Annotated in this window: 15 protein-coding genes; 12 read left to right on the forward strand and 3 right to left on the reverse strand. The window is 62.9% G+C overall.

Features of this window, described 5'->3' with window-relative positions; translation table 11 throughout:
* The first annotated feature begins 13 nt into the window (after positions 1 to 13).
* The 12 genes from DWF74_RS12010 to DWF74_RS12065 all read left to right on the forward strand — a co-directional run bounded on the left by DWF74_RS12010 (position 14) and on the right by DWF74_RS12065 (position 12005).
* A complete protein-coding gene (locus tag DWF74_RS12010) occupies positions 14 to 2209 on the forward strand; it encodes an ethanolamine ammonia-lyase (protein ID WP_115581017.1) in 2196 nt (731 codons plus the stop codon).
* 51 nt (positions 2210 to 2260) lie between these two features.
* A complete protein-coding gene (locus DWF74_RS12015) occupies positions 2261 to 3655 on the forward strand; it encodes an ethanolamine ammonia-lyase subunit EutB (protein ID WP_102865327.1) in 1395 nt (464 codons plus the stop codon).
* Between the two features lie 11 nt (positions 3656 to 3666).
* A complete protein-coding gene (eutC, locus tag DWF74_RS12020) occupies positions 3667 to 4491 on the forward strand; it encodes an ethanolamine ammonia-lyase subunit EutC (RefSeq protein WP_115581018.1) in 825 nt (274 codons plus the stop codon).
* A 106-nt stretch (positions 4492 to 4597) separates the two neighbouring features.
* Positions 4598 to 5056 carry a GNAT family N-acetyltransferase gene (locus DWF74_RS12025; RefSeq protein WP_102865325.1) on the forward strand — a complete coding sequence of 153 codons (459 nt, stop codon included), beginning with the start codon at positions 4598 to 4600 and terminating at the stop codon, positions 5054 to 5056.
* A 237-nt stretch (positions 5057 to 5293) separates the two neighbouring features.
* The gene (locus DWF74_RS12030; RefSeq protein ID WP_102865324.1) at positions 5294 to 5950 is read left to right on the forward strand and encodes a DedA family protein; all 657 of its coding nucleotides are present in this window, start codon (positions 5294 to 5296) and stop codon (positions 5948 to 5950) included.
* Positions 5951 to 5955: 5 nt separating this feature from the next.
* Positions 5956 to 6768, forward strand: a complete 813-nt coding sequence (locus DWF74_RS12035; protein ID WP_102865323.1) for a zinc-dependent peptidase — start codon at positions 5956 to 5958, stop codon at positions 6766 to 6768.
* 239 nt (positions 6769 to 7007) lie between these two features.
* Positions 7008 to 7535, forward strand: coding sequence for an inorganic diphosphatase (gene ppa / locus DWF74_RS12040; RefSeq protein ID WP_011063696.1), 528 nt, complete (start codon positions 7008 to 7010; stop codon positions 7533 to 7535).
* A gap of 444 nt (positions 7536 to 7979) precedes the next feature.
* On the forward strand, positions 7980 to 8483 hold the full coding sequence (locus DWF74_RS12045) for a hypothetical protein (protein WP_240322046.1): 504 nt from the start codon (positions 7980 to 7982) through the stop codon (positions 8481 to 8483).
* Positions 8484 to 8621: 138 nt separating this feature from the next.
* Positions 8622 to 9797: a GGDEF domain-containing protein gene (locus tag DWF74_RS12050; protein ID WP_115581019.1), complete on the forward strand. Its 1176-nt coding sequence runs from the start codon at positions 8622 to 8624 to the stop codon at positions 9795 to 9797.
* A gap of 167 nt (positions 9798 to 9964) precedes the next feature.
* Positions 9965 to 10336 (forward strand): cytoplasmic protein, encoded by a 372-nt coding sequence (locus DWF74_RS12055; RefSeq protein ID WP_102865314.1) that lies wholly within the window; start codon positions 9965 to 9967, stop codon positions 10334 to 10336.
* A gap of 10 nt (positions 10337 to 10346) precedes the next feature.
* Positions 10347 to 10796: a DUF3828 domain-containing protein gene (locus tag DWF74_RS12060; protein ID WP_102865313.1), complete on the forward strand. Its 450-nt coding sequence runs from the start codon at positions 10347 to 10349 to the stop codon at positions 10794 to 10796.
* Positions 10797 to 10922: 126 nt separating this feature from the next.
* Entirely contained in the window at positions 10923 to 12005 is a 1083-nt protein-coding gene (locus tag DWF74_RS12065; RefSeq protein WP_115581020.1) for a dienelactone hydrolase family protein, read from the forward strand.
* Positions 12006 to 12058: 53 nt separating this feature from the next.
* On the opposite strand, the gene nirK is transcribed toward DWF74_RS12065, so the two are convergent.
* The 3 genes from nirK to DWF74_RS12080 form a co-directional block, all read right to left on the reverse strand.
* The gene (gene nirK / locus DWF74_RS12070) at positions 12059 to 13150 is read right to left on the reverse strand and encodes a copper-containing nitrite reductase (RefSeq protein WP_115582442.1); all 1092 of its coding nucleotides are present in this window, start codon (positions 13148 to 13150) and stop codon (positions 12059 to 12061) included.
* Between the two features lie 113 nt (positions 13151 to 13263).
* Entirely contained in the window at positions 13264 to 14079 is an 816-nt protein-coding gene (locus DWF74_RS12075; protein WP_115581021.1) for a YfaP family protein, read from the reverse strand.
* Positions 14080 to 14082: 3 nt separating this feature from the next.
* Positions 14083 to 15726 carry a DUF2300 domain-containing protein gene (locus DWF74_RS12080; protein ID WP_115581022.1) on the reverse strand — a complete coding sequence of 548 codons (1644 nt, stop codon included), beginning with the start codon at positions 15724 to 15726 and terminating at the stop codon, positions 14083 to 14085.

Here is a 15726-nt window from a genome sequence, read left to right on the forward strand (position 1 = left end):
GGAGCGTCTTGCCATGTCACTCACCGCACTGCAGCACATCCGCCTTCCCGAAGCGCTTGCCGAACGGGCCTACAGCACCCGGGTGCTGGACCGCGAGATAGGCTTCGCCAGCCTCAAGGCGGTGCTCGGCGCCGCCGACATCAGCAAGGCCGGGGACCGGGTGGCAGGGCTCGCGGCGGCTGATGAAATCACCCGCGAGGCGGCGCGCAAGGTGCTCTCAGAGCTGACCCTGGATCACTACTTCCAGCATCCACTGACCGATCGCCACGGCCGCATCGACAGCGTCATGCAGGTCAACTACGACATCGACCACAGCGTCTTTGGCGAAATCGCCGACCTGACCCTGGGCGCCCTGAAAGATCGCCTGCTGCGCAGCCATGGCACTGAAATACGCCGTATCGGCACGGCCCTGACCGGGGTCATGGTGGCGGCCCTGGCCAAGCTGCTGGACGTGCATGAACTGATCCTGCTGTCGAAAAAGCTCAAGAGCGGCGCGGCGGCCAAGGCCCGGACCCTGGTGGGCCTGCCCGGTACTCTGTCGTCGCGGCTACAGCCCAACCATCCCACCGACAACCTCAGCGGCATCACGCTGCTGGTCTACACCGGCCTGAGCATGGGCTCGGGGGACGCGCTGATCGGCCTTAACCCGGCCATCGACACCGTGGACAACATCAGCGCCACCCTGCGCCACCTGGATAAGTTGCGTAGGGAAACCGGAGCGCCGACGCAGATCTGCGTGCTCTCCCACATCAAGACCCAACTGGCCTGCCTCGACCAGGGCGCGCCAGTGGAAATCATGTTCCAGAGCCTGGCCGGCACCGAACGCACCCTGACCGACGAGTTCGACGTCACCGTGCAGTTGCTGGATCAGGCCTGGCAGACCATGACCGAGCGCGGCCCGCTGCGCGATGTTGCAGAAAACTTCATGTACTTCGAGACCGGCCAGGGCAGCGAGCTGACCTACGGCAAGCACGAAGGCATCGACATGACCACCTGCGAAGCCCTGTGCTACGGACTGGCCCGGCGCTATCGGCCGTACATGGTGAACAACGTCACCGGTTTCATCGGCCCGGAAACCCACCTCGACAACTTCGAGATGACCTATTCCTGCCTGCAGGACCAGTTCATGGGCAAGCTGCTGGGGCTGCCCATGGGCATGGCGCCCTGCTACACCCTGCACTCCCAGGTGACCCTGGAAGGCCAGCAAATGGCCACCGAATTGCTGACCGCCGCCGGTGCCAACTTCTTCATGGACGTGTACCTGAGCACCGACCGCATGCTCGCCTACTTCGACACCAGCGCCCACGACAACCAGACCCTGCGCGAAGTCCATGACCTGGCGCCGGCCCCGGAATACCTGCGCTGGGCCCTGGGCAAGGGGATTTTCCAGGAGGACGCCCACGGCAACGTGGAACGCGGACCGAACTGGGGCAACCCGCGGATTTTCTGTGAGTCGGACATCGATTTCCAGCGCCTGCTGGAGTCCACCCCGGCCACCTACGGCTTCGACAACGCCGGCCCACGCCCGGCCAACGCGGTATCGCGGACCGTGCGCGCCAACCTCGCGGTGGCCCGAGAGGCGATCTACGTCGACCTGCGCCCTGCCGAAATCGCCGCCATTCCCCTGCGGGAACTGCGCACCGCCGCCCCGGACAAGCTGGCCCACCTGCAGGACCCGGAGTTGGGTGCGCGGCTGACCGAAGAGGTGCTACGGCGCCTGCAACCGGAATACAACGACGTGCAGATCGTGATTTCCGACGGTCTCAGCGCCGAGGCCATCCACCACAACATTCCCGAGCTGCTGCCGGTGCTGCTGGACGGTCTGCAGAGCCGCGAGCTGCGCATCGGCCAGCCGATCCTCGCGCCCTATGGCCGGGTCAAGCTGGCGGAGTCGGTGGGTGAAGCCCTGCAACCGCAACTGATCATCGTGCTGATTGGCGAGCGTCCCGGCGGCGATGCCCTGGCCTCGCGCAGCATGTCCGCCTACCTGGGCTACCGCCTGCCGGACGACCAGGCACGCCGCGCCGCCGCCCAGTTCAGCGGCAATCCGGACATTCGCTACGAATACACCGTGATTTCGAACATCTACAGCGGTGGCCTGCCACCGCTGGAAGGCGGCAGCCTGGTGGCGGAAAAGGCCTTTGCCATCCTCCACCACCGGGCTGCCGGAAACCGTCTGGAAAACCTGCTGAAGAAGGTGGCATCCTGATGATCCGCCAGCACTCGGCAACGCCCCTACATCGTTGAAACGGAGACTGAGATGGCCCAATTTTCCCACAGCGTAGGTTCTCAGACCTATCGCTTCGACAGCCTCAAGGAAGTCATGGCCAAGGCCAGCCCGGCCCGTTCCGGAGATTTTCTAGCCGGTGTCGCCGCCCTCAACGACGGCGAACGGGTCGCTGCCCAGATGACCCTGGCGGATATCCCCCTCAAGCACTTTCTCGAAGAAGTGCTGATTCCCTATGAGTCCGACGAAGTCACCCGGCTGATTATCGACAGCCATGACAAGCAGGCCTTCGCCACCGTCAGCCACCTCACCGTTGGCGGTTTTCGCGATTGGCTGCTCAGTGACGCCGCCGACGAGCAGAGCCTGCGTGCCCTGGCGCCGGGCCTGACCCCGGAAATGGCCGCCGCGGTGTCGAAGATCATGCGCGTGCAGGACCTGATCCTGGTGGCGCAGAAGATTCGCGTGGTGACACAGTTTCGCGGCACCCTGGGCCTGCGCGGGCGCCTGTCCACCCGCCTGCAACCCAACCACCCCACCGACGAGCCAGCGGGCATTGCCGCGAGCATTCTCGACGGCCTGCTGTACGGCAACGGCGATGCGATGATCGGCATCAACCCGGCCACTGACAGCATCGCCTCGATCTGCGCCATGCTGGAAATGCTCGACGCCATCATCCAGCGCTACGAGATCCCGACCCAGGCTTGCGTGCTGACCCACGTCACCACCTCCATCGAGGCCATCAATCGCGGCGTGCCCCTGGATCTGGTGTTCCAGTCGATTGCCGGCACCGAAGCCGCCAACGCCAGCTTCGGCATCAACCTCAACGTGCTCCAGGAAGGCTACGAAGCAGGCCTGAGCCTGAACCGCGGCACCCTCGGGCAGAACCTGATGTACTTCGAGACCGGCCAGGGCAGCGCCCTCTCGGCCAACGCCCACTTCGGCATCGACCAGCAAACCTGTGAAACCCGCGCCTACGCCGTGGCCCGGCACTTCAAGCCGTTCCTGGTCAACACCGTGGTCGGTTTCATCGGCCCGGAATACCTGTACAACGGCAAGCAGATCATCCGCGCCGGCCTTGAGGACCACTTCTGCGGCAAGTTGCTGGGCGTGCCCATGGGTTGCGACATCTGCTACACCAACCACGCCGAAGCCGATCAGGATGACATGGACAACCTGCTGACCCTGCTGGGCGTGGCCGGGATCAACTTCATCATGGGCATCCCCGGCTCCGACGACATCATGCTCAACTACCAGACCACGTCCTTCCACGACGCACTCTATGCTCGCCAGACCCTGGGCCTGAAACCTGCCCCTGAGTTCGAACAATGGCTAGCCAGGACCGGTATCTTCACCCAGGCCGACGGCAAGGTGCATTTCGGCAACAACCTGCCACCGGCTTTCCGCCAGGCACTGGCCCAGCTGGGATAAGGAACAGGCACATGCAAAAACATCCGACCGACTCGCAAAATTCCTGGCTGGAACTGCGCCGCCTGACCCCCGCGCGCATTGCCCTGGGCCGCACCGGCACCAGCCTGCCGACCGGTGCCCAACTGGACTTCCAATTCGCCCACGCCCAGGCCCGGGATGCCGTGCACCTGCCCTTCGACCACGCCGGCCTGAGCGCCCAACTGGCCGAGCGCGGCCGTGACAGCCTGCTGCTCCATAGCGCCGCTACCGATCGCCACAGCTACCTGCAACGCCCCGACCTGGGGCGCCGGCTCAGTGATGAATCGGCCCAGAGCCTGCGCGACTACGCCAGCGCCCATCCCGGTGGGGTCGACCTGGCGGTGGTGGTGGCCGATGGTCTGTCGGCCCTGGCGGTGCATCGCCACACCCTGCCCTTTCTGGCGCGCATGGAGGAACAGACCGCTGCCGAAGGCTGGTCGCTGTCGCCGGTGATCCTGGTGGAACAGGGTCGGGTAGCGGTGGCCGACGAGATTGGCGAACTGCTGGGGGCGAAGATGACTGTGATCCTGATCGGTGAGCGTCCCGGGCTCAGTTCTCCCGATAGCCTGGGGTTGTACTTCACCTACCAGCCGAAAGTCGGGCTCACCGATGCCTATCGCAACTGCATCTCCAATGTGCGCCTGGAAGGCCTGAGCTATGGCATGGCCGCCCATCGCCTGCTGTACTTGATGCGTGAAGCCTGCCGCCGGCAATTGTCGGGAGTAAACCTCAAAGACGAAGCGCAAGTGCAGACTCTGGACAGCGACTCAACGGCAGACATGAAGGGCAACTTCCTTCTGGGGCCGCCCCAAGCGTGATTTTGCAAGACGATTGCGCTTTTTTTCCGCTTTGGGCAGCATCGGAACACGGCTGCCCGAGTCATCCAACCTGTGCCGTCACATCCACTTGAAGTTGAGAGCCACCATGCGGATTACTCAAGCAACCCTCGAGCACCTGGATCTGTTGACCCCGTTATTCGTCAAATACCGCGAGTTCTATGGCGCCCTGCCCTATCCGGATTCGTCCCGGGCCTTTCTGGAAAAGCGCCTGCGCCGCAAGGAATCGGTGATCTACCTGGCCCTGGCCGATGATGACAGCAACAAATTGCTGGGTTTTTGCCAGCTGTACCCAAGCTTCTCCTCCCTGTCGCTCAAGCGCGTATGGATTCTCAACGACATCTACGTCGCTGAAGATGCCCGGCGCCAGTTGGTGGCCGACAACCTGATGCGCACCGCAAAGAAGATGGCCAAGGAAACCAACGCCGTCCGCTTGCGTGTGTCCACCAGCAGCAACAACGCCGTGGCGCAGAAAACCTACGAGTCCATGGGCTTTCGCGAAGACAGCGAGTTCAAGAACTACGTCCTGCCTCTCAGCGATAGCTGATCTCACCAACAGCGGCCTGCGGGCCGCTTTAGTCCCTCAGGCCGGGGATGATCCCAGGGGGCCTGCCGCGCTTTGCACGCCGAAACGCCCCGCTACAATCTGAACACGCATTTCACCTCTCTGCCTTTATAATGGCCGCCCTTTTCGGCGCGTAAGAAAAGCTACACGTCCTTGTAGTCCCTTTCTCCGAGTCATCGCACAGGCCTGCCGAGCCAGGCTGTCACCACAGGTGCCCCCATGGATTTCAACCCGATCGACCTAATCCTTCATCTCGACGTTTACCTCGACATGCTGGTGAAAAACTACGGGACCTGGATCTACGCCATCCTGTTTCTGGTGATTTTCTGTGAAACCGGCCTGGTGGTGACGCCGTTCCTGCCCGGGGACTCCTTGCTGTTCATCGCCGGCGCAGTCGCTGCGGGCGGCGGCATGGACCCGGTGCTGCTGGGGGGCCTGCTGATGCTGGCGGCGATCCTCGGTGACAGCACCAATTACGTGATCGGGCGAACCGCGGGCGAACGGTTGTTCAGCAATCCCAATTCGAAGATCTTCCGTCGCGACTACCTGCAGAAAACCCATGATTTTTATGAAAAACACGGTGGCAAGACCGTAACCCTGGCGCGCTTCCTGCCGATCATCCGCACCTTCGCACCGTTCGTCGCTGGCGTGGCCCGCATGCCCTACCCACGATTCTTCGCTTTCAGCGTGATCGGTACCATCCTCTGGGTCGGCGGCCTGGTGACCCTGGGCTACTTCTTCGGCAACGTACCGTTCATCAAGAAAAACCTGTCGTTGCTGGTGGTGGCCATCATCCTGCTGTCCCTGGTGCCGATGATCATTGGCGTGCTGCGCAGCCGCTTCGGCCGCAGTGCTGAAAAAGCCGAAACCCGCTAAACACCATGTGGTCCCTCAGTGCCTGGCGCCGCAAGCGCCGACTGGCCAAGCACCCGGTCAGTGATGAAACCTGGCAGCGGGTGCGCCAGCACCTGCCCTTCCTCGACGGCCTCAGCGTTGCCGAGGACCAGTGGCTCAGGGAGGCCAGCGTGCTGTTTCTCGATGACAAGCACCTCACCGCCCTGCCCGGCGTGGAGCTGCATCAGGAACAACGCCTGCTGCTGGCAGCCCAGGCGCAACTGCCATTGCTGCACCTGGGCGACCTGAACTGGTACCAGGGCTTCCATGAAATCATTCTTTATCCCGACGACTTCCTCAGCCCCCAGCGCCACCGCGATGCCAGCGGTATCGAGCATGAATGGGACGGCGAGCACAGCGGCGAAGCCTGGCAACAGGGGCCGATCATCCTTGCCTGGCCCGGGGTGCAAGCCAGCGGCGGCTGGGAAGCCTACAACCTGGTGATCCACGAACTGGCCCACAAGCTGGACATGCTCAACGGCGACGCCAATGGCCTGCCGCCGCTGCACAGCGACATGCGAGTCAGCGACTGGGCGCAGGTGATGCAAAGTGCCTACGACGATCTCAACCGCCAGCTCGACCATGATCCGGACGCCGAAACCGCCATCGATCCCTACGCGGCGGAAAACCCGGCGGAGTTCTTCGCCGTCACCAGCGAATACTTCTTCAGTGCCCCGGACTTGCTCGTGGCGGCCTATCCGAAAGTCTATGAACAGTTGCAGCTGTTTTATCGGCAGAATCCATTGGCCCGACTGCAGCAACTTCAAGCTGAAGATCCGGTCTATCAAACGCATCACTAATGTCCTGTCGCGCCGATACGTTGTTCATCTGAAGGCCAGTTGAAAGACCACTGCACCGCCTGCCGACCGATGGCAAAACCGCCGGTCGCAAGGCTCGCCCGAACAGGTCTGCGAGACAGTACAACCAAGGTTCTACGACCCTTGGCACGTAGCAACGGTTGCGGAGTGTGTCTATAATCGCCGCCACTTTTTGGTCAATCCGGCCAAGTCATTTGGTCAACTAACGGGGGCAACGCCCAATGAGCTACAGCAAGATTCCGGCGGGCAAAGACCTGCCGAACGACATCTACGTCGCTATCGAAATCCCGGCCAACCACGCGCCGATCAAGTACGAAATCGACAAAGACAGCGACTGCCTGTTCGTTGACCGTTTCATGGCCACCCCCATGTTCTACCCGGCCAACTACGGCTTTATCCCCAACACCCTGGCTGACGACGGCGACCCCCTCGACGTGCTGGTCGTGACCCCGTACCCAGTAGCGCCAGGCTCGGTGATCCGTGCTCGCCCAGTGGGCATCCTGAACATGACCGACGACGGCGGCGGCGACGCCAAAGTGATCGCGGTTCCTCACGACAAGCTGTCCCAGCTGTATGTCGACGTGAAGGAATACACCGACCTGCCAGCCCTGCTGCTGGAACAGATCAAGCACTTCTTCGAGAACTACAAAGACCTCGAAAAAGGCAAGTGGGTGAAGATCGACGGTTGGGGCAATGCCGATGCAGCCCGCGCCGAGATCCTGAAGTCGGTTGCCGCCTATAAAGGCTGAGAAGCAGCGTTAAGCTTCGAGCGACAAGCTTCAAGAGAAAGCCCCGAGTGATCGGGGCTTTTTCGTACCTGTTCCCCCATCACAATCGTCCTGCCAGCCAACAAGGCCGCACCAAACACGCACCCGGCAACAAATTCCCACGCACTATTTTCGTCCCCAGGGCCTCTGGATAGCGCTTCGCACTGGGAATTGCCGGCGAATATGCGTATGCTGCGCCCCACATTTGCGCATCGACCCTCCCTGCGGTCAGATCGCCCGACGAAGCGGATGACTTTCCTGCCCAGTCCCACAGCCAGCCGCAAGAGCTGGGTGTACGTTTTGAAGGCTGGTGCGGTTTACCAAAAATGAACCAAGCCAGTCCCCGAGAAGCCGGCCACAAGCCGGCTTTTTAATGCCTGCAAGCCGGGCACGCAAAGAACTGACCACTCCGACAGCAGGTGCAGGATGCACGACCTACGCAGCTTTGCCGCCCCCTTGGAATCCAAGCCCGAAGCATCGGCCGTGCGCCCCAGCCGGGTCCTCCCGCAGCCCGTGCAGCGGACCATGAAAGGCGCACTGGTAGCGACGCTTGCAACGCTTGGCCTCAGCGGCTGCGTGGGGGCCTGGGTGGATATGCCCTACCAGCAAGTATCGAAGACCGACGCTCACCAAAAGCTCATCGGCAACTCCATGAAGCCGGTTGTCACCCACACGCAAAAGAGCACGCCCGAACGCCAGTGGTGTGGCACCACCCTCTTGGTCGTGATCCTGCCGATTCCACTCAAGCTGCCAGTCTGCGAGTCCTACAGCGCCACCGCTTATGGCGACGATATCAATGGCGTCGAAGTGCCGCTGTTGTACACAAATCGGAAAATCAGTTCGGATTTCTACGCCTGTGGTCCGTTCATGTTTCTCGGACCCATCGCGCACGGCTACCAGGGCAACGCGGTCTGCGGCGTATTTCGCTAGACCGGGCACTTCCTGCAGCAACATCCACCAAGGCCCGGAAGTTCTCGCTACAATCGCGCCCACTGATGGCAATTCGCCCGCTTCCGGCCGCGGCTTTGCTTCCCCGCCCTTGAACGCGACTTCACGAGAACCCCGGACATGGCCCTGCATATCCCCACCCTGCTGGTCGTCTCGGTGTTCATTTTCTTCCTCATGAGCCTGCTGACCTTCCACGCCTGGCGGCAGGAAACCCGCGAGCGCCCGCTGGCCTACCTGGGCGGCATGATGCTGCTGGCCGCTGCGGGGATGGTGCTGGTGAGCTTGCGCGATATGGGCATGGACTTCGTACCCAAGGTGCTGGGCAACGTGGTCCTGCTGCTGAGCGCCGGTCTCAACTGGACGGCCATGCGGGTGTTCGCCGGACGTCCGCCCCATGCACCGGGCATGCTCGCCGGGGCCGGCATCTGGCTGGCCCTGTGCATGGTTCCAGCGTTCTACCAGTCGATGACGGTTCGGGTCTCGGTGTATTCGCTGCTGGTGGCCGGCTATGGCCTGCTGATCATGCTGGAGTTCTGGCGCAGCCGTCGGCAGTTGGAAGTTGCCTATATGCCTGCCCTGGCCCTGACTCTGCTGCACACCGTGTTCTACAGCGTGCGCGCGGTGATTGACCAGGGCCTGGCCATGGATCAGGTGCTCAAAGGCTACGGCGCCGGAGTGCCGCTGTTCTCGCTCATGTTGTTCGAATCGATGCTGTATGTGATCGGCATCGCCTACGTGACCCTGTGCATGGTCAAGGAACGGGTCGAACTGCGCCTCAAGGCCGCAGCCTTCTGTGACGCCCTGACCGGCATCGGCAACCGCCGGGCGTTCATGGTCCATGGCGAGCGGATGCTGCTCGAATGCCAGCGTCGAGGCGCGCCAATAGCCTTGCTGTTGTGCGACCTGGACCATTTCAAGCGTTTGAACGACGCCTTTGGCCATCAGACCGGTGACCAGGCGCTGATCGCCTTCAGCCGGGTACTCTCAGACACCCTGCGCGGCAAAGACGTGTTTGCCCGCATCGGCGGTGAAGAGTTCGCTTGCCTGCTGGAATCGACCGACGAGCAGTCCGCCGTGCGGGTCGCCGAACGGATTCGCCAGGCATTTGCCCGGTTGCCTCTTTTGGAGCCAGGGCTGCTCAGTGTCAGCATTGGCGTAGTAACCAGTGAAACCCAAGGCTACGATCTGCCGCGCCTGCTTTCCCTGGCCGATGAAGCCCTGTATGGCGCCAAGGACCGGGGGCGCAACCGGGTGCAAACGGCGGCGCGCAACGTCCCTGAGCTACAGCCGGGTTGAATGGTCAGGGCAACCTTTGCCGAAGTGGACTCAACGCGGTTTTAGCGGCCTTAACGATAACTGTGATACGGCCCCCAAAGCCCGAAGAAAAGGCACTTAGCCAGTATTTCCGCTACCCCTGCGCAAGCATAGAATCGCCGCTCTTCAGGACTCTCGGATAACAAGGAATGTGGAATAAACAAGCCGCTATCAGTCACTTGAACGCGCACGCTCACGCCGGCAGTACCGGGCGCTGCGCGGCCTATACCCGCAAAGCGATCGAAGCCGGTGGCGGTGGGGTGATTTTGCACAGGAAGCACTCGGCCAAGGATTTCGGCTCATCATTGACCTCCGCCGGTTTTATCGAGCAACCGGCCGGCCAGGCGCCCGCAGCAGGCGACGTGGTCATCATCCAGCCCATTCCCGGGCACCCCCACGGCCACATGGCGATGTTCAACGGCACCATCTGGGTGTCAGACTTCAAGCAACTGCACGGTTTTTACCCGGGGCATTCCTATCGGGTGCAGAAGCCTGCCTACAAAATCTATCGCCATCCGTAAGGGGTTCCCCATGAGAATGCTGTTCTGCTCGCTGCTGGCAGCGGTCGCCATGCATCAGTCGGTCGCCCTGGCCGACTGCGCCAGCTCGCCAAAACCCGCCACCCAGGCGTTCTACAGCTGGTACCTGCAAACCTTCAGCGAAGACAAGGACCCGATCACCGACAGCGTCCCCGAGATGAAGAAATACGTCACGGACTCGCTGATCGCCAAGATCAAGAAACAGATGGCCAGCCCCGACGGCCTGGAAGAGGACTACTTCCTCAAAGCCCAGGACTACATGGATGAGTGGCTGACCCAGATCAAGGTCAGCGAACCGCAGGTCCAGGGCTCCAGCGCCAAGGAACAGGTGACGCTGGGCAGCACCCCGGACACCACCCAGATCGTCGATGTGCGGATGATCAAGGACAAGGGCTGCTGGAAGATCGACGAGGTACTTTCCACCGCCGATCAGAGCGACTGATCTGGCATTTCGGCGTTGAATCCAGCCAGTGCACGGGTCGTCCGCCAGGGCGATCCACCATGCTAAGCTGCGCGCCGTTTCGGGCAACGGCCCGGGACTTCCTTCACTGAAAAAGGACGCTCAGTCATGTCGTTGCCGGCCGCAGTACGCCTGCCCCTGTCATTCCTCTCGTTGTTCGGGGCTCTGAGCCTCAGCGGTTCCTGGGCCCATGCCGATGCGCAACAGGACGTCGCCAAGGGCCGTTGGCAAGGCCTGGCCGGTATGGCCAACCTGTACCTGGACGAGGCCACGCCGGCGGATTTCATTGAGGCCGGGGACAACGAAAAGAGCCAGCATGACAACTACGCTGGCGCCCTCGCCTACTACCTGACCGCCGCCCGCCTCGACCCGAAGAATGCCTACGCCTCTTATCAGGCGGCTGGGAGCCTGGCCGCCATGGACAAGAACAAGCGCGCCGCCGAATTCCTCGATCAGGCCCGCGAGCGAGGCTTCTGGCAGTTGGTGATTCTCAAGGAGGACGACGAACTGCAATCCCTGCAGCAGACCCCGGCCTACCAGAAGCTGCTGCGAGCCGCGGAACAGAACTACCCGGCCAAGGCCAAGGATGCCGGCCTTGCGGCCTTCAGTATTCCCCAGGGCAAGGCCCCGGCCGCAGGCTGGCCGGTGGTGGTCTGGCTATCGGGATTCGGCACCGAGGGCAGCGACGGCGTCGATATGCGCACCGACCTTGTGGGCGAGCAGGCCGTGCTGGTGGGCATCAACGGCACCCTCAAGCGCGATGAGCACCAGTTCATGTGGCAGCAGCACTCTGTAGCGCCCACTCAGGAAGCGGTCAGCGCGGCGTTGAAGAAACTGGAAAAACAGACTCGCATCGACCGCTCGCGCATTGCCCTGATGGGCTTCTCCCAAGGCGCCGAGCACGCCTCGCACCTGATCGCCGAATACCCGCAGCAGTACAGCGGCGCGTTGCTGCTGTCCCCCGGCGGCTACCGGATTCCGTTCGGCGAAACCCGGGCCCGGGACAAGCGCATCGTCATTGTCCATGGCGCCCAAGAGCACGAGAGCAACCAGAAGCTCACCGCCACCACGCAACAGGCCCTGGAACCCGGCAACCAGGTCCAGAGCCATGAACATGCCGAAGGCCACACCTTCCAGGACGATTGGCGCCAGGCGTACCCGGGCTACCTGAAGTTCGCCCTGAACCTCTGATGCCAGGTTTCGGAGCCGCGGCTTGAACCCCGCGGCCACGGCGCGGCTTCAGGTCAAGGCTTGGCCGGAACAGTGGGCCCCGGGGCCTTTACCTGGGTCATCAGGTCATCGTCCCAGGTGCCTTCGACCTTGACCTGAGCCAGGGCCCCCAGCTCCATGGCCTCGATCAGGTTGTGGTTGAGGTACACGTAGGTGCCGGGCTGCTTGAAGGTGTAGAGCGCGGCCAGCGCCGAACCGCCGGGGATGAACCAGGTTTCCAGATTGCGCAAAGGGGCATTGGCGAACTTGCCGGTGGTCCAGACCCAGTCGCCATGGCCGCCAATCAGGTGCGGACGGCTGTCGCGGTTGGCCTGGGAGTGGATGAACAGCACGCTTTCCCCGACCTTGGCGGTCAGCGCATTGGCCCCGGTCAGAGCCCCAACCCGGCCGTTGAACACCACATGGCTCGGGGTCAGCTTGCGCATCACTTCACGGGTGTCCTGGTAGCTGGAGGCCAGGTCCGGGTAGTCCTTGTAATGCCCGTCCTTGTCCTTGGGGATATACAGATCGAACTCACCGATGGTGTAGGCGCGGTCATAGTGCAAGGGCTTGCCGGCAGGGTCTTTCAAACCATCGCGAGGCAGCACCATCAAGGTTCCGCTCATGCCCGAGACCACGTGCCAGGGCACCATGCCCGACGGCGCGCAGTGATAGACAAAGGTGCCGCTACGATCGGCCTTGAACCGCAGCACCACCTCCTGGCCCGGCACGACCTGGGTCAGCGCGGCCCCGCCCAGGGCGCCGGTGGCGGCGTGAAAATCGATGTTGTGGGGCATGCTGTTGCTGGCCGGGTTGCTGAGCGTCAGCTCGACGTAGTCGCCCTCGTGCACCACCAGCGTCGGGCCGGGCATGGAGCCGTTGAAGGTCATGGCCTGCAAGGTGGTGCCCTGGTCATCCACCTGCATCTTTTTCTCTTCCACAGTCATGCGAAACTGCACGACCTTCGGCGGCCCGCTGACCACTTGTTCATGGGCGTGCACCTGGGGCGGTGCCACCAGGTCAACCTTGACCCTCTGCAAGCCGTCGGCACCGGCAGCCAACACCAGGCCGGAGGCACAACTGCCGACCACCACACAACACTTCAACCACGATTGAAACCTACCCATGTTGCGCATTTCCCTGCCAATGAATGGTCATTCATTGCAAGGCAAGCGCCGGGCAACCGTATTGTCTCAGGGCAATGAACCAACGCTCGGGCAGGCGGATAGATTGAGCCCGATCATGGATAGCTGAAACTGCGTACCAGGGTCAGCTCCCCAGGCGCCCGCATCGGCACGATGAAGGATTCGCTCTTCTCATCCGGCGTGCCCTCCTCGGTAATCACCGTGACCTGGGCCGTGGTCAGGGGCTGCACGGCGTTTTCCTGGCCGCCGTCTTCATCGTCACTGCGATAGCCGCCACCGTAGTAGTTCACATACACCAGGTACTGGCCCTTGAGCGGCGCCGGCATGGAGAAGATTTCCGGGCCGTAGCCGGTGGTCACGTCCACATCCAGGGCCGCGCCGTTGGGGGCCACGCGCTCGCCATACCAGATGTGCGCGCCGTCTGGGGTCACCAGGTGCAGGTCGAGGTCGGTGTTGTCGCTGTCCCAGGACAGCAGCACCCGCAACTTGGGCGGAGTCACGCCACCGCCGGTATTGAGGAACTGCACGCGCTTGCGCTGCTGGCCGTCCGGGCTGCGCACCTCAACGCTGTTGCTGCCATTGGGGAAGGAATATGGCCGGTCGAAACCACCTTGTTCATTGAACTTGAGCGGCATGCTGACGCCATTGACGATCAGTTGGCCCGGCTCCTTGCTCGCTTTGGGCGCGCCTTTGATCTGCCCGCTGATACGCGCGCTATCGGCCTGGCCCTGGGGCGTGTTCACCGAGGAGGCTGGGTAGTTGACCTCCTGAATGTATTGCTCGCCATCGACGGCGCGGGTCCGCCAGCCGCCTTTGGGGGTGTCGAGCTGGATGCCGCTGTCGGCCAGGGCCATGGGCAGGCTGAACATTCCGCAAAGGAACAGGAGGACCGGGGGAGCAGGAAGTTTCATGGCCTATTCCAATAAAAGATGACGGGCGAGCCCTTCGATGTAGGTTTCATCCTGGCCGTTGGGATGAGCTTCAAAGGCCAGGTGCAGGTATTCGTGAGTCAGGTCGAGGCGGTCTTGCAGCGAGAGCACGCCACGCACGTAGATGCGTTGTCGTTCGCGGTCGACGTAGGGCCGACCGAAGCTCAGGCGGCACACGGCGAACTGGCTGATTTCGTTGTAGCCGATCTCTTGCTCCAGCGGCTGGCGCCAGCGCCGACGCTGGTTCAACAGCCACTCCTGAGCTGCGGGCAAGGGTTCGCAAGACGCCACCGGGTTGTCCCAGCGGCTGAGGCTGGCCCGAGGGTAGGCATGCAGCAGGATGGCGTCGTAACGCTGGCCAGCGCGCGCCTGTTCAACGGCCTGCTGCCAGGACAGTTTGTCCGGCGCACTCAGGTCCGAGTGGTAGGTGACTTGCGTGCCGGCCAACACCAGGTCACTGGTCCAGGCGGCAACGGCGCGGGCCTGGGCGGTCGCCGGGCGCGGCGCGACCCGCTGGCGATTGCTGCTGTCGTCGATGCTCAGGCATTCGCCGCTGCGTCCGGCGTTCTGCAGCAGGTAGGTGCGGATCGCCACGGCCAGGGCCTTGGCGGCCTCCGCCGGTTCACTGCTGGCCTCGCGTTGCAGCACACGGGCCACATATTCTTCACGGTCCAGGCGCGCCACCAGTCGCTGGGCCGCAGGGTCTTGCTGCAGGAACAACTCGCCGGCGCTGTGGATATCCAGCCGGTTGCCGTTGGCAAATTCCACCCGATAATCCCCTTGCAGAGCGCCCGGCCTGGCTGGCTGACCCTTCTGGCTGACGCTTTTGAGCGGGTAGCGGGAAAACAGGCTGACTTCCACACAGCGGCCTTCATCCACAGGCGGATTGTCCGGCAGCACTTGGTTCAGGGCCTGGGCGTAGTCCTTCAGCACCCGCTGGCTAGTACCGCGCCCGCCCACCCACAGCGGCGTACCATCCACCAGCCAACCGGCAAAGCCGCCCTGGCGCGACTGCGGGTCCTGATCCGCCAGCCAGCTCCAGGTCTTGACCCGCAGGCGCCCACCCAACTCGCCCGCTACGGCACCGTCACCGGCATTGAGCACCACATCCAGCAGCACGCGCCGCGCCGTATCCCGTGCCGGCAGCAGCGCCAGCACCTGCAACAGTTGCGTCACCGGAACCCGGGTCTGGGGTTGCAACTGGTCCAGGTCCTGCAGCCAGTTCGGAGCATTGCGCGCTTGCCAGTAGGCGCGCCAGTCAGCACTGGACAGCTGCAAGCGCTGAGGCTCGAAGTACAGACCACAGGAGCGAACCAGGGCCTGATCCCGGGCAATGCTGCCGCCTGCCGTGCAGCAATAGACCTCGTCCTTGGACTTGCCCTGGCAGGCATAGGCCGGTTCTTGTGCGCCGGTATCCACCAGCCAGGCGTAGACGAAGAGTTTCCAGATGCTGCCCAGGGGCGCTTGCAGATCCTGCGGCAACGGCTCGCGAGCCAGCACCTGAGTCTTGCTCAGGCTCACCAGCTCACTGTCCGGGGCGGCTTTCCAGGCCAGGCGCAGAGGCTCGTCCTGGGCTGTCACCAGCCCAGGGAGTAGACACAGGCACAACCAGGCCCAACACCGCGTCAT

Source organism: Pseudomonas protegens (assembly GCF_003363755.1).
Classification (GTDB): domain Bacteria; phylum Pseudomonadota; class Gammaproteobacteria; order Pseudomonadales; family Pseudomonadaceae; genus Aquipseudomonas; species Aquipseudomonas danubii.